The sequence below is a fragment of the Flavitalea flava genome (assembly GCF_054461575.1).
This window is the reverse complement of the sequence record NZ_JBTLQH010000056.1, coordinates 17,577-41,020: the sequence shown is the minus strand read 5'-3', so window position 1 is coordinate 41,020 and position 23,444 is coordinate 17,577. Positions and strand designations below refer to the sequence as shown.

Below are 23,444 nucleotides of genomic sequence, written 5' to 3'. Positions count from 1 at the left end.
TGATGCTTTGTAGTAAGCACCCCGTATTTCATCCCTGCAGCTTTTGCCTCTCCGGCCCATTTAGCCGGATCAAAATGATCGGGGTTAAACTGGTCAAAATACTTCTGATACTGCTCGTTTGTCAAATGTTCGTTGCTCTTCACCCATTCATGCCTGGCGGGAAGCGCGTATAGTCCCCAGTGAATGAACATACCGAATCGTGCATCCGTCCACCACTGCATGCGCCGGGTCTTTTGTGCAGGCGTTTCGGTGCCGATGGAAGGCTTCGTCTGGGCATGGGCCAGTGGAGCGATGCCAGGTAGCGCAAAGAAAAAAAGGAAATGAAAAACGATAACCGGGAGTTTTTTCATATTGAAGCATTTATTATTCATTTACCGATAGCTATCTTAAGATCAATACCCGTTATTCTGTTTAATTTTCGGGTTGGCACTGATATCATTTTGGGGTATGGGTAAATACTCGTGTTTCCCTTTGACGAATATACCGCCGCTGTTGGAACGATATTCCGGATGATTGGTGAATACAACATCGATGGTACCCCACCTTAGCAGATCGAAAACGCGGTCACCTTCGACCGATAATTCCAGCACACGTTCTCTTCTTACGGCAGCCCGAAAATCATCTTTACTCAGGCCCGGCGTAATGTCGGGGACATTGGCCCTGGCCCTTACCCTGTTAATTGAAGCATAGGCGTCTGCATCGGGTCCTGCGGCCTCATTTTCGGCTTCCGCATACATCAGCAATACATCGGCCAGCCTGATCATCCTGCGGTTGTTATTGGCATAGCCCCAGCTTCCGGGCGTAAGGGAACTCGTTCTGTCGTAGTTAAGGTATTTACGTATCCATATCTTATTGAGGTTATCTCCGTTCATGGCCGTCTGAAAGTCTTGCTGGTAAACCTTAGCGCCCGGATAGTTCCACAGCAGGGTTGCATAAGCCCTGGGATCGATCTTGTTATCGATGGTCTTTTGCTCCATGAACAGATTGAATACCCATTGATTCACTGTGGTCGTCCCCTGGCTGGTGAAGCCTACCGGCGCGATATCCGCTTCCCAGGCCTGTCCCCTGAGCGGGTTGGCCGTCCCGCTGGTGCCCCAGTTACCGGTAGGGGTACTCTGGTACTGCAGCTCCCATATTGACTCAGTGTTATTATTGCCGGACTCTAAAAAGTTATCCTGGTAATTGGGCACCAATTGGTACAAGGTGGGCTTATCGATTATCATTTTAAATTCCGTAGCGGCATCCGTCCAATCCTGGGTAAAAAGATAGGCTTTCCCCAGCAAGGCCGTCGCCGCCCCCCAGGTAGCACGGCCGATGTCCTTTGAAGCCACAGTTTCGGGTAACCGGCTTTGGGCGTCTTTGCAATCAGCTATGATGGAGGCCCATACATCCTGTTGGGAGGCCTGATCGATAAAGAGATCATTCACCGTTTCGATGGGTTTGGTAATAAGCGGAATGTGCCCCCACATATTCAGCAAATAAAAATGAGCCAGGGCCCGCATAAAATAAGCCTCCCCCAATATGCGCGTTTTTTCGGCGTTATCCATTGTAATATTAGGCACATAGAAAATAAGGGCATTCGTTCGGGCAACGATAGCGTTCAATTCCCCCCATCCTTCGGAAACCCTTCCATCGTTTGCAGCAGCCAGGAAAGAGCCTACGTCCTGCACACCCGTGCTTGGGAAAGGGTTCACATCATCTCCTCGCTGGATGGTCAGAATAGCGCCCAGCATCCTGCCCCAACCCTGTATGCTGGTCAAGGGCCCATAGCAGGCCACCAATCCTTTTTCCCCATCATCGGCCGTTTTCCAGAATGCCGTTACGGGCAGCGCATTGGGATTGGTAATATCCAGATTTTTACTACTACATTTTGACAAAAGAAGGAGAAAGGCGATCAGGCATGTTGAGAAAAGTAAAAATCCCCCAAACCCATATCTTGAAAATATTTTTTTCATAAAGCAATCGTTTTAGAATGTTAAATCGATACCTGCACTAATAAGCCTGGCCTGTGGGTAGGCCTGAATATCAACGCCGACGCTGAATAAGTCAGTGAGGCTGTTGCGTCCCACCTCGGGATCATATCCCCGATACTTAGTCAGGGTCAGCAGGTTCTGGCCGCTGATATAAAAGCGTGCAGCACTGATTTTTAGGCTGTTTGCTATTGACGCCGGCAGATTGTAACCGATGCTGAGGTTTTTCAACCTCAGGTAGGAGCCGTCCTCGACATAGTAGGAAGATGGCCTTTTATTATTGGCCGGGTCGATGAAGGAAGCTCTTGCCAGACCCGTGTTGGTATGCTGAAGTGTCCATGCGTTCAGTACGTCTGTAACTTTTCCGCTGCCATAGTCAAAAGTATATTGCCAGGCCCTTTTGGCATTCCAAAGTTTATTCCCGGAAACACCCTGCCAAAACATGTTGACATCGAAATTCCTGTAACTGGCGCTGAAAGTTATACCATAATCGAATTTGGGAAAAGGGCTGCCTAACCAGGTCTGTGTCTTACTGAACTTAAAATCCCCCGGTCTTGCGTCGGTGCGGCCGTCTTTCTGCACCTCGTCAGGGGTCTGATAGACCCCCAGTTCCTGGTATCCCCAAAAGCTTCCGATCGGCTGGCCCACATCCGTCCTGGTCGCCGGCTGGCTTTCCTGCGTGTAATAGCCACCAATGATCGGGCTGACACCATCTCCCAGGCTCGTTACCCTATTTTTAATAGTCGTGAATATGCCCGTGATGGTATACTTAAACCCACCGGCCGATACAGGCTGATGATTGTAGGTGACGGACAGCTCGAAGCCTTTATTCGATACCGAAGCTGCATTTTTCGTAAGGCTTCCCCCGGCGCCCCCATAGATAGGGATGGGTATGCTGGCAAGGATATCATAGGAACGCCGGTCGAAATAATCGGCGGTAATAAGGATCTTATTCTTCAACAGGCCAATGTCCGTACCGAAATCCGTCGTACGTGACGATTCCCATTTTATATCCGGGTTGGAAAAATTAGTTAGCCCAACCCCGTTCTGTACGCCGCCGGCAAAATAATAGCCGGTATTGATGTTCAACGTAGAAGTGGTAATGTAGTTGGCGATATTCTGTGAGCCCAGCGTACCGTAACTTCCCCTGATCTTTACATCGTTGACGAACCCGTTCTGCGGAAAGAAACTTTCTTCACTTGGCCTCCAGCCCAGGGAGAAAGACGGGTAATTACCATAAGTATTGGTGGGGTAAAGGAATTTCGAAGACCCATCCCTTCTTAAGGTGGCCGTTACCAGGTATTTTGACCGGTAGTTATAGCTCACCCTTCCTAAAATGGACTGAAGTGAAGCTTCCTGCAAGTTACCATTGGCAAGTCTGTTGGATGCGGCATCCACCACCCTTAACAAAGTTGAAGCATAGGTATCGGCCGTTGCACCTACACTCCGGGCATTGTCTTTTTGAGACGTATAGCCTGCCAGCAATTCGATACGATGATCGCCGAAGGATTTGCTATAGCTCAAAGTATGCTCCACCAGCGTAGTGAGACTCCGGGTAAAGCTTTCATTCAAAATGGATTGATCCTGGCTGGCTTCCTGCGAGGTGCTCATAAAGAAGGCAGGTGAATAGTCATAGGCGTGATACACGGAATAGTCGATGCCCAGGTTCATTTTATATTTCAACCCTTTAATGATCTCGAATTCCAGGCCTACATTGCCGAATGCCTGGTCCGTCGTGAAAAGGTTGTCATCCAGCAGCGCCCGGCCATACCAGTTGATGATCCTGTTGACACCTGCCGCCGCAGGTTCGAGACCGGCAAAACCGCCCAGTTTGGTACTGTCATACACGGGCATGATAGGGAGCTCCGCTCTTTCCCTGCCAAAATAAGTATTGGGATTATTGACAGCACGGGATACGGCCAGGGCTTCGGTAAGCCTGAATTTTCCTTTTGTAAAGGAAGAGTTTGCCCTTAGCGCATAGCGTTTATACCGGGAATCCACCACGATGCCTTTTTGATTGAAATATTCCCCTGAGAGAAAAAATTTGGAATATTGCCCTCCTCCTGAAACACTCAGGTTATAATCGGTCAACGGTGCGGTACCCAGGGATAAAGACTGCCAGTCAGTATTGATCTTGGGATTGAACTGGGCATCGTTCAAAGGGCCGCGGGGCGTTCCGTCATTATCATGCGCCTGGTTATTCCAATCGGCATATTGGCGGGCATTTAAGAATTTAAGTTTGTGCGTAGGACTTTGTGAACCATATTTCGCGCTGAAATTGATCCTTATATCGCCGCTGGTACCGCCTTTGGTAGTAATCAGCACGACCCCATTTGCCGCTCGGCTGCCATAAATAGCGGCCGCAGAGGCATCTTTCAATACATCGATGGATACGATATCGCCGGGATTGATGGATGCCATGGAAGATGCGATCATTCCATCGATCACGTAAAGAGGCTGGTCATTCCCAAAAGTTCCGGACCCTCTTATTACGACAGCCGGAGCCTGGCCGGGCGCTCCTGCACTGTTCTGGACCACAACGCCTGCTGCTTTGCCCTGTAATAAGGCAGACGCATCCGCAGCGGTTACATTTTTAAGATCATCTCCTTTCACGCTGGCAACGGACCCGGTGATATCCCTTTTACGCGCAGCACCATACCCGATGACCACCATATCGTTTAAGGAAGAAGGCTTCACCTTCAACTCGATACTAAAGGGGCTTTTATCTGCGGCCGCCTTGAATTCGTAATCCAAATAGCCCACATAGCTTATGACAACGGTCTGATTGGGCTCTGCGCTGATTTCGAAGAAACCCGATTCATTCGTCGTCATAACAGTGCCTGTCCCTTTAATGGTCACTGTGGCGCCCTGCAAGGGTTGCCTGTTTTCTCCATTGAGGACCGTTCCCGTTATTTTGATGGGTATGGGAGGAGCTTGCGTTGTGTTGATGGCAGGCGGTGTTCGCCGGGTCAATACAACCGTTCTTTTCTCAATGACAAAATCGATGGGCAGGTCTTTTAATACGAGCCGGATAGCGGCTTCCGGGTCAGCATTTTTTACATGGACGCTCAGGAGACCTGATTCATTGATGACATCGAAACTATAAAAAAATACGTACCCCGTCTGCTGCTTGATTTCCGAAAGCACTGTTTCAAGGGGGACATTTCGCAAGCGCAGTGTTACTTTTTGGGAATAACCATGCGCTGACAACTGGAGGCAAAAAGCAAGTTGGATAATAACAAAAAATCTCATAATCCGGAGCAGTTTGGCGAATGAGCAATCGTTAAAATTCCATTGGCAAATAATGGGATTTTGCATAACTTTGGCAAGTTTTGTTTACATTAAGCAATCAGTTTTTTGTAACCTACATTTCAAACCGTTTCGGGTGCAACCGAAGCGGTTTTTACTTTTAATTATTCTGGTTTTATTTGGCCATCAATACAAGGGTTTTATTTTTAGTTTTAACATGAATTCCGGTTGTTTCAAGAATTTTCACTACCTGTGAGAGATTCAGATCACGTTCCATTTCGCCTCCGTATAAGTATTCCGGCATGGCCCCTTCATACTGAACGTCTATATCGTACCAGCGGGCCAGCTGGTTCATCATCGACCTGATATCCGACTTGTTGAAATTAAAGAGCCCGTTCTTCCAGGCCACCACTGCCGCTGTGTTGACTTGTTCCACATGTATACTTCCCTCTTTATCGGCCTGCGCCTGCTCCCCGGGCTTTAATAGTTTATTGCCTTTATCCGTGATGATCTCAACCGATCCCTCCAATAATGTCGTACGTCTGAATTTCTCCTCCTTATACGAATTCAAATTGAAATTTGTACCCAATACCCTTATTTCCATTCCATCCCCCGCATCGACCAAAAAAGGCTTGTTCGGGTTCTTAGCCACTTCCATATAGACTTCGCCCCGCACTTCGACCTTTCGTACTCTATTGTCAAAATTTACTGGGTATCTTATAGAAGAAGCCGCATTGAGCCACACTTTAGTACCGTCGGCAAGCGTCAACTGGAACTGTCCCCCTCTTGGCGTAGTCAACATATTATACGTACTATGGGATGCCTCGGTCCCGGTGATCCCGGCTTCCCCCGCTGAATTATAACTTAATGCTCCACCCTGCTTCAAAAGCCGGGTATTACCTTGCTTCTCCAGCGTGCCGTTTCGTGCGCTGTCAAGTTCTATCTGCTTACCGTTTCCAAGTGTGAGGACAGCGACATTTCTCCCCGGAGGGGCATCAAATTTGACTTCTTCTTTTCCTGCTACCTGATTAATCGTATTTCTTTTCTGCAGAATGCTATAAATGCCACCCACAGATAAAATGACAATGATGGCGGCGGCCACAGCTATCCATCGCCTGGCAGGAAGGGGAATCACATTCCGCGAATTTTTGTAGGCTTCCTTCTCTTCAATTTTTGAAAGAATGGAGGCAAAAACCTCTTTTTTATCGCTATTCCCGGATTGAGTTACAAATGCCGGATCGGAAAAGACCTCTTCCAATACTTCGTTTAAATCATTTGGAGCATAGCCGCCGCCGACTATTATATCGTTCAACCGGGAAAGCTCGCCCGCGGTCATAGCATCGTCTACATATTTTACGAAAAGATCCTTAATCTCCTTTTTGGATATGCTGGACATAATGATTTTTATAGTTTTCCGTAACGTAATACTTGTACCAGATTCAAGAATGAAGACGGATGAACTGTAAAAAAGAGAACATCCAGCCCTAAAATAAATTGAATCTAATTACGCTAAATAATAAGATAGTGATAATCATTAGCTTATCTGCATTTTTGGAAAGCTGGGTTCTGAGGGACATCAGTGCGCGGACCATATATGTTTTGGATGAAAGAGGGGAAATATCCAGTCTTCTTGCAATTTCGTCATGGCTCAAACCCTCAAAACGGTTTAGAGAAAAGACTTGCAATAATTTTGGCGGCAAGCTGTTGATAGCCGCATTTACCACCTCCCCCAATTCCTTTTTCTCAAGCATCTCATGGGGAGAAGATTCGTTATAGGAAAAATAATTAGCCAGGAAATCCTTATTCGATTCCCGAAAGACTGCGGATCTCAATTGGTCATGAGCCAGGTTACTTGCCATTTTATACAAATACCCCTTAAAATTATTTATACCCGACAATTTTATCCGGTTATCCCACAATTTTAAGAATATATCCTGCACCAGGTCCTTGGACAGTTCGGGAGATTTTGTAAGCCTTAGGCCAACACCATAGACAAGCCCCCAATGGCAATCAAATAATTGCCGGAACGCTAGTCTATCACCATCGGCGAGTAATAGCAACAGCTCATGCTCACTATAGTCTGAATAATCCTTCAAGCAGCCAGTAGATAGTTTTTACGATACTGCAAAATACACATTTCCACCTAATTACAGCACGGAACATCCCAAATCCCCACTAACGAAGGACAGCGCCCGGATGTCTGGTCCCTGCTCCTTTGTGATCTTCAACAGTTGCGATCGCCTTGATCGTTTTTATCACCAACTGGTCTATATAACATGGTAAGAATAATGCAACCCGCATCGTATTTTTTTCCGGCCCTTTTCTCAATTTGGGGCCATTTGCAATCAATAAAATTTATACATTTATGGTCGGAACAGGTTATATCAGGAGTTAAAGAAACGTAAACCGGAAATTATAAACTTGTTCGTAATTACCTGTTCTTGATTATATATTACCTTCAACCAGATAAATTTCAACCAGATAAAGTGAAGATTGAAAAAACTGAAATTACCCCGCGGCTTAACAGTTATGTTTCTGTGCTGAAAAGAGAAGAGCCCTTTTTTCAATCGCCTTTTCATTGTCACCCGGAACTGGAATTGGTTTATGTTACGCAGAGCTTCGGCAAACGGATCATCGGCAATTCCGTTGAGCCATTCGACGCCGGCGATATGGTATTTCTCGGCTCAAATGTGCCCCATGTCTGGCTGAACGATGAAATTTATTATAAAGAGATCACAAGCCTGCAGGCGGGAGCCATTGTCGTCTATTTCAATAAAGGAATTTTCAGCGAAATCTTCTATCAACTGCAAGAAACCAACAAATTAAATGTTTTTTTCAGCAAAGCTACCAGAGGACTCTCCATCATGGGAAAGACGAATGGTATTGTTGCCCAAAAGTTAGAGATCCTGACAAAGAAAAAGAATTTCGATCTTGTCGTCGGTCTGCTTGAAATTCTTTCTATATTGGCAGACAGCGAAGAAATAGCCTTTATCAATAACGAGGCATATACACCTGCCACGACTAGTTCTCAGAGCAATCGGCTCACAGATGTATTCAGGTATGTTAAAGAACATTACAGCGAGGACATAAGCCTTTCCTGTATTGCGAAGGTGGCCAATTTAACTCCGCAATCCTTCTGCAGGCTGTTCAAGAATAAAATGAATAAGCACTTCGTGGAATATCTCAATGACATACGGGTAAGCAATGCATGTAAGTTATTAATTGAGACTGATATGAGCATTTCTCAGGTCGCCTTCGACTGCGGATACAATACAGTTTCTAATTTCAACAAGCTATTCAAGAAAATTACAGGACTTGCACCAAAAGAATACAAGAAAAAAATGACTATCGAACCATAGGCGAATCATGAGGAATTCAGAAGGCCTGGAACTCCCTTAGCATTCCATCACACAAATAAATCATCCATTTTTAAACTATTCTGTACCAAATTATTGGAATATTCATTCCTCACTATTCCAAAAGTTGTGATCATAGTCAAAAAGAGGGATTTAGTGGTTTGAGTTGCAGCCCTGAAGGTCTCTATTTTATCTTGCAGCTCTGCGTAATACTTTTTGTCAATAGTAAAAGGTTTGATCGAAAATTTCATTTCACATATATTGATGACGCCATCCTTTCTGTCGATTACGAGGTCGATTTGCCTTTTATTACCCTTGCCATCATTGATCCACGAAGCACTGTTAGTCTGAATACCGCTGATGCCCAGTGCCTGTTTCACTTGTGGTAAGTGCGCCAGGCACACCTGTTCAAATGCATAGCCACTCCAGGCCCTCTGCTGAGGTGAGTCTAGTCCGTTAATCCAACTATTCTCATTTAAAGCATGATTCCCCCGAACGAATTTGATATAAAACAACGAATAAAAATCACTTAATTGATAAAGGCTGCTTTTTTCTTTTTTCCCAAACGATAAATATTTACGTACAAAACCACTTTCTTCTAGTTCTCTTAGTATCCTCGTTGTACTCCCCGCATTGGATAGTTTGGCTATCTCAATAATTTCCTTATAGGTAAGACCTTTTGTTTTTTTACTTAAAGCTTCAATAATAGCAAGATGTTTCTCCGCTTTATTGAATAATGAGGTATAGAGATCATCGAATTCTTCTGTTAATATTCCATCCGGTTGAAAGCATAATCTATTGATATTTTGTGCTGCACTCATTCCCACATCTACATGATCAAGATAAAAAGGTATCCCTCCCATGACCAGGTACAATTGAATAATCTGGTACCTACTGAACACCCCTGACCGGTGTCGAAAGAAATCTTCACATTCTTTTAATGAAAAGGGCTCAAGCCGTATCCGATAGGTGACCCTATTGTGTAACCCACCTTTATTATGAATGAGTGTATTAATCATCCAGGATGCCGCAGAGCCGCAAACGATCAGTATAATGTCTTTCCTTGCGCTGGCAAAGGAATTCCAAAAATAATCAAGTGCCGGGATAAATCCGGATTGTGCAGTATCCAGCCATGGAAGTTCATCAAGGAAAATTACTTTTTTAGAGCTTTTGCTTTTTAAGATTAATTCCTCCATTTGCTCAAAAGCCGCAAACCAGCTTTCCGGCGGTGTGTTTGAGCCATTGGCATAGTACTTCCGTATTGCCCTATGAAAATTAAACAATTGCTGGTGCAGATTTATGTTCGGCACGCCTGTAAGGTAGAATGCAAAATCGTGTTGAAAGGCTTCCCTGATTAAAAAGGTTTTGCCAACCCTTCTTCTTCCATATACAGCTACGAACTCAGATTTGTCTGATGCCTTGACTCTCTTAAGAATACTCAATTCTTTATTTCTTCCTACGAATGCTCCCATACCATCAAATTGGCGCTAAAGGTATACAATTACCAAGTTATCGCCAAATTGGATTTCAATTTGGCGGTAACTTAGACCTGCACCATAGTTAACGCCATATTGCTCTATTTTTCAAAAACGGATGTTTTCTAATAACCGTATTGGTTAATCCAGCGCTGCCAATTGCCTGTTCAGCAATACAAGTTCATCAAAAAGTGATGACAAGCTTGTTGAAGTCCCTGAATAGGTCACCGAATCAGACCCTATTTACTTTAAAATGATCTGATATCAATTGATACCCTTACCCTAGGCCTTTTCGATCCCGATAACTATCGGGATCAGGCTTTTGCACTTGTCCGCTTTTGAAAGCTACGCTTTCACCGCTATCAAATGCAAAGGCCCGTTTCGCTTTCGCGAAACGGGCCTTGTGGGCTGTACTGGATTCGAACCAGTGACCCCTACTCTGTCAAAGTAATGCTCTAAACCAACTGAGCTAACAGCCCGAAAAGAAATTCAGGCACGAAAATAAAGATTTTTTTAGATTTATAGACATAAAAAACAAAGAATGGTCCTCTCAATCAAAATTCAGTACAAAAATTACGAACCCGGTGAATTCATCGATGAAAGTCCCATACTTTATAAACTGTCCGGGTATCCGGTAATCCAAAAAAGCAAGTGGTTTCCCTTTATCCCCTCCTCCGCGTCAGTTCCCTTTTGATAAGACCCAACTCGCGGCCTGTCTGCCCCTTAACGGAACTATTCTCCTGCGCCCTGCGCATCAGGTAAGGTATAACATCGCTGATAGGGCCAAAAGGGAGGTATTTGCTCACCGGGCAACCCGCCTTAGCCAGGTTGAAGGTTATATTATCGCTCATTCCATATAATTGGGAGAAATGGATATGGGGATGGTTCAGGGCAAAACCCTTTTGCTGTAATAGCTGTGTCGCATAAAGATTGCTGTACTCATTATGGGAGGCGACGATCAGTGCGATCCTTTCCAAATGTTCGATACAAAAGGCAAGACCTGCATTATAATCCTTATCCGTGGATTCTTTGTCCGCCTGGATGGGGGAAGGATATCCTTTTTCAATGGCTCTTTTGCGCTCTTTCTCCATATAGGCGCCCCTCACCAGTTTGGCGCCGAGGATAAAATTCCGCTGCGTAGCGGCTTCCCGGGAGTCCTTTAGGAAGGCCAGCCTGTCATGCCGGTATAATTGGATGGTGTTATAAACCGTAACCTGTCCCTTGTTGAACTGCTCCATCATCAGGATGGTCAGTACGTCAACCGGATCCTGAATCCAGGTTTCTTCGGCATCGATCAGCACGCCTACCTTTTTGGCCGCTGCCGTCCGGCAGATCTGCAGCATACGTTGATTGACCAGGTGCCATTCTTCTTTTTCTGACTCTGTAAGCGTTTCCATGGCCCGGTTGTATCGTTTCATCAGGCTGCCAGCAGAGGCTCCCATCGAATCATCCAGCTTCTCCAGGAGCCCGAAACGGGCGATTCCCGTCACCTTCACACTCATGAACGGTATATTGGGCTGTGTGGAGGCATAGTCGATCACCCGGATGAATTCACCGCAGGCATGATCGAAACCCTCCTCTCCTTCATCACCGCCTTCCACGCCATAATCCAGGATGACCTGAACATGGTATTCCCCTAATTTACGAGCTACGGCCGCGGTTTCTGCCAGGGTTTCACCACCCACAAATTGAGAAAAAATAGTATTCCGGATAATCCCTTTTACCGGCAATCCTGACCGGATCATCCAGGGCGTTATCCGGGTTCCCAGCTTGACCAGGAAAGAATAACCCATGCTGGAAAATAAAAGGTTCGCCTTTTTTAGTTCCTTAATGGATTTGTATGCGAAAGCATTTTCTGTATTGTCAAAAGATATTTCCCCGTTCTCTATATCCATACGAACAGACGTTAGTATTTCGCGCAAACCTACAGGAAAAAGGCGATTCGGCAATGGAAAAGGGATACACCATAATTGTCCATTTATAAACAACTATTTCTTAATTTCGAACAAATCACCCGCATGAAAAAATACCCCCTTACGACGCCAGGTTTACCCTCTTTTATTTCTGTTACAGTTATTTCCTCTTTTCTCCTTTCCGTTTGCCTGTTCTCCTGTCATCAACAACCGTCTTACGATACGATCATCCGCAATGGTTACCTTATTGACGGCACCGGTCAGGCCGGTAGAAAAGAAGATATCGGCATAAGGGCTGATACCATCGCCTTTATCGGAGATCTGACAGATGCAAAAGGCACCAAAGAGATCGATGCCAAAGGAATGGCTGTCAGTCCCGGATTTATAGACATGCAGAGCTGGTCCGGCAATACCCTGATCCAGGATGGCCGTTCCCTTGGCGCGATCAAACAAGGGGTGACCCTGGAAGTATTCGGGGAAGGCAGCTCAGGAGGCCCACTGACGGATTCCATGAAAAAGACGGAAGAAAAGGACCAGGGCGATATAAAATTTAAAGTGGAATGGACTACGCTCAGGGATTACCTCCACTACCTGGAGAAAAAAGGGGTATCGACGAATGTGGCTTCTTTTGTCGGCGCAGCCACCATCCGCGAAAATGTGCTGGGCAATGCCAACAGGGCGCCTGATTCCGCGGAACTGGTAAAAATGCAGGCCCTGGTCCGACAGGCTATGGAAGAAGGTGCTATGGGCATAGGCGCAGCCCTGATCTATGCTCCCGGCAACTATGCAAAGACGAACGAACTGATCGCTCTTGGCAAAGTGGCCGCTCCATACGGCGGCATCTATATCGCCCATATCCGCAGCGAAGGCAACCAGCTGCTGGAAGCCGCAGACGAACATATTCGCATCGCCAAAGAAGCCGGGATCCCCGGGGTCTTTTATCACCTGAAAGCCGCCGGGAAGAACAACTGGACCAAACTGGATCCCCTTATTCTCAAAATTGACAGCGCCCGTAAGGCCGGATTGGATATATCGGCCTGTATGTATACTTATACTGCCGGAGCAACCGGTTTTGATGCCTCCATGCCACCTGCTGTTCAGGAAGGCGGTCTGGACAAATGGGTGGAAAGATTAAAAGATCCTGCCATCCGTAAAAAGGTACTTAAAGAAATGGTCACGCCTACCAATACCTGGGAAAATCTCTACCTGGGCGCCGGCGCAGATAATATCATCTGTGCGGGTTTCAAACAGGATTCCCTGAAATACCTGACCGGCAAACGCCTGAGCGAGATCGCCAGATTGCGTAACAAATCCCCGGAGGAAACCATCCTCGATCTGATCATCCAGGATCATTCCCGCATTGAGGTAATTTATTTCCTGATGAGCGAAGACAATGTCAGAAAAGAGATCAAACTGCCCTATATGACCTTTGGATCCGACGCAGCCAGTATGGCTCCCGAAGGCGTATTCTTAAAAAGCAGCACGCATCCCCGCGCTTACGGGAATTTTGCGAAATTATTAGGCACCTATGTTCGGGATGAAAAAGTTATCCCGCTGGAAGAAGCCATTCACAGACTCAGCGGTCTGGCAGCTGCCCGTCTCCATTTGAAAAAAAGAGGAGAACTTAGCGTCGGCAATTATGCGGATATCGTTGTCTTCGATCCGGCAACCATTAAGGCAAACTCTACCTACGAACAACCGCATCAGTTAGCCAGCGGCGTTTCGGATGTATTTGTCAATGGGGTACAGACCTTAAAGGATGGCGTCCATACCGGGGCAAAATCCGGAAGAGCGGTTTATGGTCCTGGTTACAAAGGGGCTAATTAGTATCCAATAGTCAAAATAAAAACTCAAATCATAACCATCGATAAGAATAGCAAATAACAGACATGAAGATCCTCCATACCGAAATTTACAAGTTCAGTATCCCGATGCATCCGTTCACCATTGCCACAGGCACGATGCATTTTGCACAGAATATATTTATCCGCGTCCATACGGATGCCGGTTTTTACGGAGTGGGGGAATGTTCCGCTTTTCCCATGATCGTCGGAGAGACCCAGGCCACCTGTTATGAAATGGCCAAAGATTTTGCGGCGATCTGGAAAGGAAAGGATGCCTCGAACATCGCCAGCCGTATGCAGGAACTTCACGATTTCACGGCCTTTAATGCCACCATCAAAAGCGCCTTCGATATGGCCTTGTATGATCTGGCGGCAAAGGCGGAGGGACAGCCCTTGTATAAATTCCTGGGGGGCAAACAAAAGGAAATCGAAACCGATCTGACTATCGGCATCGATGCACCGGAAAAGATGGCCCAAAAAGCGATACAGTTTAAAAAGGACGGGGTCAGGATGATCAAGATCAAATTAGGGAAAAATGCTAAAGAAGATGTGGAGCGGGTAAAGGGTATCCGTGCTGCAGTCGGTGAAGAGATCATACTCAGGATAGATGCCAATCAGGGATGGGACTTTGATTCGGCGCTGTATGCCTTACAGAAGATGGGACCCTCCAATATCCAATTTTGTGAGCAACCCATGCGGGCATGGGACGATGACCGTCTGGCTGAATTGCGCCGGCAGGTTCCTATAAAGATCATGGCCGATGAAAGCGTATTCAATCATCATGATGCCCGCCATTTGATTGCTGACAACGCTTGTGATTATGTGAATATCAAATTCTCCAAATCGGGAGGAATATTGGAAGCCATAAAGATCAATGCGATCTGCGAAAAGAATAATATACCCTGTATGATGGGCGGCATGCTGGAAAGCCGGGTAGCGCTTACCGCATTCGGACATTTCGCCCTTTCGCATGACAATATCATATTCCATGACATGGATACCTGTCTTCTCGGTCATACGGAAGATCCCGTCACAGGCGGAGTAAAATACAGAGGATATTTCCTGGACTTTCCCGATACGCCAGGTTTGGGAGCAGATGCCGATGATGCCTTTTTAAAAAACTGCGGGAGCATAACGATCTAATGTTTCGATCCCAAAATTGGCGAACCCAAAATCGGCGAATTCAATATCGTCGCGGCCTCCTTATCTCCATATTGTTTTATCAGGGTACTTAGCTCTTTGGTCAGTTCGGCGGTAAGGGTTCCCATTCCTTTGGTTCCAAAAAGGTTTTTCAACTCATGCGGGTCCTTATCCAGGTCGAATAATTCCCAGGAATCCGAAGGACCATAGAAACGAACCAGCTTATATTTTTCCGTACGGATCCCGAAATGAGGATAAACATGATGGGGTTGCGGGAATTCATAATAATGATAATACATGGCCTTCCTCCAGGCAGTCTTTCCCAATCCCAAACCGACCACCTTCTTTTGCCCCTTCCCGGTCAACAATGGCAAAAAGGAAACCCCTTGAATGTCGGCAGGCGGCCTGATGCCGGCAATGTCCAGCAGCGTCGGGCCCCAGTCAATATTGAGGGTGATCCTGTCGATGATGGTACCGGGTTTGATCAGACGCGGATAACGCATGACAAATGGTGTGCGCAGGGACTCCTCATAGATAAACCGTTTATCGAACCAGCCATGTTCTCCCATATAGAAACCCTGGTCGGAGGCATAAATAACAACTGTATTATTCGTTAATCCTTTTTTATCCAGGTAATCGAGCAGGTAGCCGATATTCCGGTCCAGGGAGCGGGCGGTAGCCAGGTAATCTTTGAGATACCGTTCATATTTCCAACGCAGCAAGGCATCTCCCGTAAGATGCTTCTCATCGAATTCCCGGCTGACCGTCTGTTCATAATACGCCATAAAAGGAGCTTTCTGGGCTTCGGTGAACCGATTGTAGATGCCGCTGTTCGTGTAGTCTGCATGCACCTTGAGATCCTCCTTCAGACGCATGGTCTTTTCTATAGTCATATCCTGCTGGCCTGCGGCTACCCGTCCGGTATAGGAGTCATGAAAAGTAGGCGGCAGTGGAAAATCTTTATCATCGTAGGCTCCCAGATCCTGGATATCGGGCAGCCATTCCCGGTGTGTGGCCTTCTCCCCGATAACCAGAAAAAATGGCCGGCTGGTATCGCGTCTGTCCATCCAGTCTTCGGAGAGTTTGGTAATGATATTGGTTACATATCCTTCCATACGCAGCGTATCGTTGGGTTTGGCAATAAAATCAGGATTATAATATTCTCCCTGGCTGTTCAGAATATTCCAGTGATCGAATCCCGCAGCAGGCAGGCTTCCCAGGTGCCATTTACCGATCCAGGCGGTCTGGTAACCACTTTTTTGTAATAACGAAGGGAAAACAGCCTGATTGGTGTTAAACTTTTTTTCGTTCAGCGTATAACCATTAACATGACTGTATTTTCCGGTTAGGAAACAGGCCCTGCTGGGCCCGCAAATGGAGTTAGTCACCATCGCCCGGTTAAACAGGGCTCCTTCCCTGGCGATACGATCGATATTAGGCGTTTGTACCAACTGGCTTCCATAAGCGCTGATGGCCTGGTAGGCATGATCGTCGGAGAGAATAAAGATAATATTCGGACGGCGCCGGACCTGGTCTTTACCGGACCCGTCCGGGCGGGGAGATTCACTGCGTGGCTTGATCTCGAAGGGAGCAGGACCCAATTGCTGCCCATGAATGACAGAACTGACCAAAAGGAGGCCGGAACAAATCAAAAGGACTCCGGCAAAGGCCCTCTTGTATACAGTTAATTTTCTCCTTCCCATTATTAATAGTTTTGGTCTGCTAAAAAGTTCCACTCCGCAGTTCCACCCTGCTAATGTCCTTTATACTGGCCCTAAGGTCCACACTAAAGGTAACAGAGAAAATCCGAAGGATAAAGCCGAACTCTTTATATTTGCAGCATGCAACTCAAAGCAAAGACAGCCAAAGAATCCCTGATCATCATGACCGAATTGGTATTACCCAATGATACCAATGTATTTGGTAACCTGATGGGGGGCCGCCTTATGTATTGGATGGATATTGCCGCCGCCCTGGCAGCGGGAAAACATTGTAATGCACCGGTAGTCACCGCCTCGGTGGATAATATAACCTTTGAGAACCCTATCAAACTGGGCAATGTCCTGCATATCGAAGCCAAAGTGGGCCGGGCCTTCAATAGTTCTATGGAAGTGCATCTGAAGGTATGGGGAGAAGATCATACCCAGCAATACAAATATAAAAGCAACGAGGCCTACTATACCTTCGTGGCCCTGGACCCCAACCGCAAACCCCGTCCTGTTCCCGAGCTCATCCCCGAAACAGAAGAGGAAAAAAAGTTATTTGATGGAGCCTTGCGCAGAAGGCAATTACGTCTTATCCTGGGAGGTAAAATGAAACCCGAAGATGCCGGAGAATTAAGGGCATTCTTCATAAAGGATTAGCCCTCTGTTTTAGGCAATCCTTCCGGCGCAGGCAATCCTTCCGGCGCAGGCAATCCTTCCGGCGCAGGCAATCCTTCCGGCGCAGGCAATTCTTCCGGCGCAGGCAATTCTTCCGGCGCAGGCAAACCCTCTGGTTTTGGCAAATTTTCCGGCTTGCTCCTGTGATGAGCCCCTTTCAGCATAAAGGTCTTGCTCTGTTCGATCGCGTCCATGATCTGTTCCAGTATTTTTTCAGTGGAGGCATCGTAGTCAACCTGCAGCGGAGCCTTGAAGGTCACTGATAAAGGCACTCCCTTCTTCTTGAATTTCAAACCTTTCTTATCGAATGCCCTCCAAAAACCGTTAATAACAACGGGTATAACGATAGGCTTATTTTGTTTAATGATAAGGGCCGTACCTTTTCTGCCGGGCGCGAAAGGTTTGGTCGTCCCTTGCGGGAAAGTGATCACCCAGCTGTCCTCCAGCGCCCTGGTGATCTTACGGGTATCGGAGGGATCCAGTCCCCTCCTGGTCTCTGTACCTTCTTTTTTCCAGGTCCGTTTGACGGTCAGTGCGCCAGCCAGTGTAAACAGGCGGCTCACCCAGCTGCCTTTCATCGTTTCCTCCGCCGCCACATAATAGACATTGGTGAACGGATTGAGGAGATAATAGGGAATGCCCAGTCTGTCCTTTTTTCCCCATTTCACCGCACAGAAGATATGCAGGAAAGTGATCACATCGGCAAAATAGGTCTGGTGGTTACTAACGAACAACACATTACCCCTGGGTAATTTACGCAGATGTTCGGTACCGGTAATTTTCAGGCGGTTCACGATCGTCAGACCCGGATAAGAAACGGCTCCAACGATAGCGTATACCAGTTTCCGGACCAGGCGAAGATTTTTCAATCGTTCAATAAACGGCTTTTTGTTCTTGGGTTGGCTCATACGGTTACTCGGGCCGAAAGTACGGAATTGTTTATTAAAAAGGTGCATCGGACCGGCCATAAAATTCCCGCATCTGCTTAACTAATACATGTATCTGCTTAACTTTGAGCCCTATGAAACTGGACACGGTTATTTTCGACATGGATGGATTATTGATAGACTCCGAACCCTTCTGGCAGGAAGCCGGTGTGGAAACCTTGCAGGAATTTGATGTAGCCCTGACATTAGAGCAATATCATCTCACCACCGGACTACGTACGAAAGAGTGGATAGATTACTGGTTTGGGTATTTCGGTATCAATCCCGGATTCGCTCAATCGGCGGAGGATACCATCCACCAAAAGGCGATCGAAAAAATCGGGAACAAGGGAGAACCCTTGCCCGGTGTGGATTATATCCTTTCCTTCTTTAAAGAGCGGCAATTCAGGATCGGTCTGGCAACCTCCTCACCCATGGCGCTGGTAGATGTCGTAGTGGAGAAGCTGGGGATCCGCTCCTACCTGGAGGCCATTACTTCGGCGGAATTCCTGCCCTTTGGCAAACCGCATCCGCAGGTTTATATGGATTGCGCCAAAAAACTGGAACTAAGCCCCCTGCGTTGTGTCTGCTTTGAAGACTCCTTTAATGGGCTGATCGCCGCCAAGGCCGCCCGTATGAAATGCGTTTCCATCCCTGCACCGGACCAGTATTCCCTGGCTAAATGGGGAGCCGCCGATCTGAAACTCGCGTCTCTTCCGGAATTTAATGAGCAGCATTTACAGGCACTTGACGTATAATTTTTCCCCCATAAAAAAAGATCTCATAAAAAAAGGTTCAGTAAAAAAAATGGCGTCTCAAATTAATTGAGACGCCATCATGTCTATTTAGCAATTTTCCTTTGCTTAGTTACCGGCTCCTGGTTCGCTGCTCTGATCTTTCTCCTCTTGTTTCAGCTTTTCTTTGATAGAGGCTAAGGCGCCGAGATCTCCGAGAGTTGGTTTTTCAACCTTGCTCTGGATGGTCTTGACAGCTTTGCGTGTCTTGTCAGCTTCTACTCTTGCTTCTTTCTTCGCAGATTCGATTCCTTCGGTTTTCACCTGCTCCCAGAGACGTGTATGTGACAATACGATACGTTTTTCATTGCGATCGAATTCGATTACAAGGAACTGTGCCTGTTCGTCAGCCACGATCTGTTTGCCGTCTTCCTTATTCAGATGACGGTTGGGGGCGAAGCCTTCAAGCCCGTAAGGCAGTTGCACGATAGCGCCCTTGTCATCCTTGCGGGTTACAGTGCCTTCATGAACGGTTCCAACGGCAAAGGTTTCTTCCAGTGAGTTCCAAGGATCTTCTTCCAGTTGTTTGTGTCCTAACTGAAGCTTACGGTTATCCTTGTCGATACCCAGGATCATGACATCGATATGTTGTCCGACCTTCGTGTATTCGGAAGGGTGATTGAAGCGTTTCAGCCAGCTCAGATCGCTGATATGGATCATACCGCCGATACCGGCAGCCAATTCCACGAACACACCATAAGGAGTGATATTCTTCACAAGGCCATTGTGTTTGCTGCCTTGCGGGAATTTCGTCTCGATGGTATTCCAGGGATCTTCGCTCAGTTGTTTGATAGACAGGCTCATTTTGCGTGCAGCCTTATCGAGGGTAACGACCTTAGCCTGATGTTCATCTCCTAATTTGAAGAATTCCTTGGCATTGATCGGAGTATTGGCCCAGGTAATTTCACTTACGTGTACCAAACCTTCTACGCCCGGCATGATTTCCAGGAAAGCGCCGTAGTCTTCGATATTGACCACTCTGCCCTTGATGATCTCACCTTCTTTGATGGTCTCAGGCAGCACATCCCAAGGATGCGGGGTAAGTTGTTTCAGACCCAGGCTGATACGTTTCTTGCCATCGTCGAAATCCAAAACCACCACTTGTAATTTCTGATCCAGTTTCAGCACTTCGCTCGGATGGCTGATACGGCCCCAGCTGATATCGGTGATATACAGCAAACCGTCCAGACCGCCTAAGTCCATAAAGGCACCGAAGTCCGTGATATTCTTGATCGTACCTTCCAACACCTGGCCTTTCTCCAGCTTGCTGATGATCTCGGCACGTTGTGCTTCGATATCGCTTTCGATAAGAGCCTTGTGGGATACTACGGCATTCTTGATCGCTTCATTGATCTTCACCACTTTGAACTCCATGGTCTTACCAACAAACTGATCGTAATCCGTAACAGGCTTAACGTCGATCTGAGATCCGGGAAGGAATGTTTCCATACCGAATACATCTACGATCAGACCGCCCTTCGTCTTACTGGTAACAGTACCTGTAACGACTTCACCGGTTTTGTGTACTTCCACAATCTTTTCCCAGGCACGGGTGATACGGGCCTGTTTGCGGCTCAGGTGAAGATGACCATCCCTGTCTTCTTTTTCCACAACCATCACTTCGACTTCATCGCCCGTCTTTAAATTCTGCAGATCGCGGAATTCATTCAGGGATACAAGGCCGTCGCTCTTAAAGCCAATGTTTACGACTACATCCGTCTTGGTCAATCCTACGACCAATCCTTTTACCAGTTCGCCATCGGTGATAGCTACGAATGTGTTGTCATACACCTGGTCGTACTTCTCTTTTTCTTCCTGGGTGTAAGCCGCTACATTGCGCTTGTCAATGCTCCAATCAAAATCATCATGTGCAGTTTGCACATAAACAGGTGCTTTTGATGTCGCTGTAGTCTCCGCCTTAGCTTCTGCTACCGGGGTAGCTTCTGCCAATGCCGTAGACTCCTGTGCTTCAGCGTTTGAGTTAACAATATTGTTATCAGACATAAAATGATAATCCCGAAGGTTTTTAAATTCGGGGCTGCAAAGATACGAAAAGTCAGTATAATTTGGGCGGAGAGCCTCAATTTCGGAGGGGGGCGAAGATTTCCCTATACGTAGGTTTGGTTTTTTTACAAATTGCTGATTATGAATCAATTGCAAAAAGTTCAATACTCCTTTTTCAAGACTTCAAAAAAAACATATATGCCACCCGTGAAAATCGTCGTGGAACAATCGAACAGAACACAGAAAACCGAAAACCGAACACCGAAGACCAAATACCGAATGTCAAATGTCAAATGTCAAAATAAATTCCCCAGATGCGCCGCAATCCATCCGCTTGTCCAGGCATGCTGGAAATTAAAGCCTCCGGTGATCCCATCCACGTCCAGGATCTCTCCGGCGAAGAAAAGCCCTGGCATTTTTTTACTTTGCATGGTGGAGGGATCTACTTCCGACAGTTTTACTCCCCCGGCCGTTACGAATTCTTCTTTAAAGGTTGTTTTTCCTTTTACGGAGAACTCTGCTGTACAGAGCTGGTTTACCAGCTTATTCTGTTCCCGGGCAGGCAGATCGGCCCAGCGCAGGTCCTTTCCCGCGCCAGCCCCGGCCAGCAGGTATTCCCAAAGGCGCTGGGGCAGTCCGAAAGGATTTTTGTTACCGATCTTTTGCGGTGCCCACTCCTGGCGGATCTCCTGCAATTTCTCCCTTGCGGTCTGTTCAGTAAAAGAAGGTATCCAGTTGATGGTGAGATTGAATTCGTAATTCCGGGCTGCCAATTCCCTGGCGCCCCAGGCAGACAGACGCAGTACAACAGGTCCGCTCAGGCCCCAATGAGTGATTAAAAGCGGGCCTCTTTCCTGGAGACGTGAGCCGGAGATCTTCACCTGGGCATCCGGTACGGAAACCCCCATTAACTGCGTAATCGGATGACCAGGCATATTAAAGGTAAAAAGAGAAGGAACGGGAGGTTCGATAGAATGACCCAACCGCACGATCCATTCGAAAAGACCAACCTTAGGGAAACCTCCGCAGGCGATGCAAACATAATCGGCAGACAAATCGCGGCCATCCGAAAGGAGGACCCGAAAAGAACCCGTCCCTTCGATACTCACTACCTCCGTCTTCATACGGATCTCTATGCCCAATTTGTTTACTTCCTGCATCAGGCAGTCTATGATAGTCTGCGAGGAATCGGTCACCGGGAACATACGTCCGTCCGGTTCGGCTTTTAAGGCCACCCCTCTTTCTTCAAACCATTTTATCGTATCGGTAGTAAACCAGCGGTGAAAGGCTTTTTTTACAAAATGAGTACCGCGGGGATACTTTTTTGCCATTTCCGTTATGTCGTCGCAGTGATGTGTTACGTTACAACGCCCACCCCCGCTGACTTTAACCTTGCTGAGTAATTTGCCGGTCTTCTCCAGGATCGTTACCTGCATGGAAGGGAACAAACGTGCCGCATTGACCGCGCAGAACAGACCTGCCGCGCCGCCGCCGATCACCAGTAATTTTTTATTTTCGTTATTCACTTAATTGGCAGTAAATAGATTCGGGTTAGCCCGCTCTGCCGCCTCGATGATACTGTAATCCGACAGGATATCTGCCTTCCCTTTTTTTATACAAACATCATGTTCAAAATGAACGGAAGGTTGATGATCATTGGTACGTACCGTCCAACCATCGCTCTCCGTGTATACATCACGTTTACCAAGGTTGATCATTGGTTCGATGGCCAGGATAAGCCCTTCTTTCATTTTTTGCCCGCTTCCCCGCCGGCCGTAATTGGGGACCTGCGGTTCTTCATGCAGGGATTTTCCGAGTCCGTGTCCTACCAGTTCCCGGACAACACCATACCCGTGTTTTTTTTCCGTATACTCCTGGATGGCGTAAGAAATATCACCGACCCGATTTCCGGCAACAGCCATTTCAATTCCTTTGTAGAGCGATTCCTTGGTCACCCTGATCAGTTGGCTGATGGCAGGACCCGGATCCCCGATCGCAAATGTATAAGCATGATCGCCATGCCAGCCATTCTTGATCACGCCGATATCGATGGATATTATATCTCCTTCTTTCAGAGGTTGATTATTGGGAAAACCATGTACGACGACATCATTCACGGAGGTACAGGAATTGAAGGGATAACCTTTGTAATTCAGGAAGGAAGGTATTCCTCCGTTATCCCGGATGAATTGTCCGATCAGCACATCGAGTTCCAGGGTAGTAGTACCGGCTTTCAGAATCTTGGCGATCTCGGTGATTGTCCGGCTGACCAGCAAAGCACTCTCCCGCATTGACTCGATTTCCGATGGGGTTTTATAATGGATCATAAACCTTTTCCTCATTCTTGTATTAAAAAAAAACTGTCCCAAAAGCTATTTCGGGACAGGTTCAA

At 46.9% G+C, this 23,444-nt stretch carries 17 protein-coding genes and 1 tRNA gene; 5 read left to right on the top strand and 13 right to left on the bottom strand.

The window, feature by feature from the left end; genetic code table 11:
* The 5 genes from ACX0G9_RS28415 to ACX0G9_RS28395 form a co-directional block, all read right to left on the bottom strand.
* Window positions 1–350 (bottom strand): alpha-L-fucosidase (locus ACX0G9_RS28415; protein WP_459068372.1); only part of this gene is annotated, 350 nt, incomplete at its 3' end.
* Window positions 351–392: 42 nt separating this feature from the next.
* Window positions 393–1,955 carry a RagB/SusD family nutrient uptake outer membrane protein gene (locus ACX0G9_RS28410; RefSeq protein WP_459068371.1) on the bottom strand — a complete coding sequence of 521 codons (1,563 nt, stop codon included), beginning with the start codon at window positions 1,953–1,955 and terminating at the stop codon, window positions 393–395.
* 12 nt (window positions 1,956–1,967) lie between these two features.
* Window positions 1,968–5,222, bottom strand: coding sequence for a TonB-dependent receptor (locus ACX0G9_RS28405; RefSeq protein ID WP_459068370.1), 3,255 nt, complete (start codon window positions 5,220–5,222; stop codon window positions 1,968–1,970).
* 172 nt (window positions 5,223–5,394) lie between these two features.
* Window positions 5,395–6,615: a FecR family protein gene (locus ACX0G9_RS28400; RefSeq protein ID WP_459068369.1), complete on the bottom strand. Its 1,221-nt coding sequence runs from the start codon at window positions 6,613–6,615 to the stop codon at window positions 5,395–5,397.
* An 88-nt stretch (window positions 6,616–6,703) separates the two neighbouring features.
* The gene (locus ACX0G9_RS28395) at window positions 6,704–7,315 is read right to left on the bottom strand and encodes an RNA polymerase sigma factor (RefSeq protein WP_459068368.1); all 612 of its coding nucleotides are present in this window, start codon (window positions 7,313–7,315) and stop codon (window positions 6,704–6,706) included.
* Window positions 7,316–7,705: 390 nt separating this feature from the next.
* Between ACX0G9_RS28395 and ACX0G9_RS28390 the strand changes: the two genes are divergently transcribed.
* Window positions 7,706–8,578: a helix-turn-helix domain-containing protein gene (locus tag ACX0G9_RS28390; RefSeq protein WP_459068367.1), complete on the top strand. Its 873-nt coding sequence runs from the start codon at window positions 7,706–7,708 to the stop codon at window positions 8,576–8,578.
* Window positions 8,579–8,625: 47 nt separating this feature from the next.
* On the opposite strand, the gene ACX0G9_RS28385 is transcribed toward ACX0G9_RS28390, so the two are convergent.
* From ACX0G9_RS28385 to ACX0G9_RS28375, 3 genes are all read right to left on the bottom strand, one after another.
* Entirely contained in the window at window positions 8,626–10,047 is a 1,422-nt protein-coding gene (locus ACX0G9_RS28385; protein WP_459068366.1) for an AAA family ATPase, read from the bottom strand.
* 407 nt (window positions 10,048–10,454) lie between these two features.
* Window positions 10,455–10,529, bottom strand: a tRNA-Val gene (locus ACX0G9_RS28380).
* A 183-nt stretch (window positions 10,530–10,712) separates the two neighbouring features.
* Window positions 10,713–11,945, bottom strand: a complete 1,233-nt coding sequence (locus ACX0G9_RS28375) for a proline dehydrogenase family protein (RefSeq protein WP_459068365.1) — start codon at window positions 11,943–11,945, stop codon at window positions 10,713–10,715.
* A gap of 123 nt (window positions 11,946–12,068) precedes the next feature.
* Here ACX0G9_RS28375 and ACX0G9_RS28370 point away from each other — a divergent pair, with 123 nt between their 5' ends.
* Together ACX0G9_RS28370 and ACX0G9_RS28365 are read left to right on the top strand one after the other, a co-directional pair.
* Entirely contained in the window at window positions 12,069–13,790 is a 1,722-nt protein-coding gene (locus ACX0G9_RS28370; RefSeq protein ID WP_459068364.1) for an N-acyl-D-amino-acid deacylase family protein, read from the top strand.
* 62 nt (window positions 13,791–13,852) lie between these two features.
* Window positions 13,853–14,950 carry a mandelate racemase/muconate lactonizing enzyme family protein gene (locus ACX0G9_RS28365; RefSeq protein ID WP_459068363.1) on the top strand — a complete coding sequence of 366 codons (1,098 nt, stop codon included), beginning with the start codon at window positions 13,853–13,855 and terminating at the stop codon, window positions 14,948–14,950.
* On the opposite strand, the gene ACX0G9_RS28360 is transcribed toward ACX0G9_RS28365, so the two are convergent.
* Window positions 14,947–16,650: a sulfatase family protein gene (locus ACX0G9_RS28360; protein WP_459068362.1), complete on the bottom strand. Its 1,704-nt coding sequence runs from the start codon at window positions 16,648–16,650 to the stop codon at window positions 14,947–14,949. The two genes, ACX0G9_RS28365 and ACX0G9_RS28360, sit on opposite strands and share 4 nt — an antisense overlap.
* A 138-nt stretch (window positions 16,651–16,788) precedes the next feature.
* Between ACX0G9_RS28360 and ACX0G9_RS28355 the strand changes: the two genes are divergently transcribed.
* Entirely contained in the window at window positions 16,789–17,310 is a 522-nt protein-coding gene (locus tag ACX0G9_RS28355) for an acyl-CoA thioesterase (protein WP_459068361.1), read from the top strand.
* Here ACX0G9_RS28355 and ACX0G9_RS28350 read toward each other — a convergent pair.
* A complete protein-coding gene (locus tag ACX0G9_RS28350) occupies window positions 17,307–18,236 on the bottom strand; it encodes a lysophospholipid acyltransferase family protein (RefSeq protein WP_459068360.1) in 930 nt (309 codons plus the stop codon). The two genes, ACX0G9_RS28355 and ACX0G9_RS28350, sit on opposite strands and share 4 nt — an antisense overlap.
* A 113-nt stretch (window positions 18,237–18,349) precedes the next feature.
* Here ACX0G9_RS28350 and hxpB point away from each other — a divergent pair, with 113 nt between their 5' ends.
* Window positions 18,350–19,012 (top strand): hexitol phosphatase HxpB, encoded by a 663-nt coding sequence (gene hxpB, locus ACX0G9_RS28345; protein WP_459068359.1) that lies wholly within the window; start codon window positions 18,350–18,352, stop codon window positions 19,010–19,012.
* Between the two features lie 105 nt (window positions 19,013–19,117).
* On the opposite strand, the gene rpsA is transcribed toward hxpB, so the two are convergent.
* The 3 genes from rpsA to map form a co-directional block, all read right to left on the bottom strand.
* Window positions 19,118–21,052, bottom strand: a complete 1,935-nt coding sequence (gene rpsA, locus ACX0G9_RS28340; RefSeq protein ID WP_459068358.1) for a 30S ribosomal protein S1 — start codon at window positions 21,050–21,052, stop codon at window positions 19,118–19,120.
* Between the two features lie 296 nt (window positions 21,053–21,348).
* Window positions 21,349–22,578: a BaiN/RdsA family NAD(P)/FAD-dependent oxidoreductase gene (locus ACX0G9_RS28335; protein ID WP_459068357.1), complete on the bottom strand. Its 1,230-nt coding sequence runs from the start codon at window positions 22,576–22,578 to the stop codon at window positions 21,349–21,351.
* Window positions 22,579–23,379: a type I methionyl aminopeptidase gene (gene map, locus ACX0G9_RS28330; RefSeq protein WP_459068356.1), complete on the bottom strand. Its 801-nt coding sequence runs from the start codon at window positions 23,377–23,379 to the stop codon at window positions 22,579–22,581.
* Window positions 23,380–23,444: the final 65 nt, after the last annotated feature.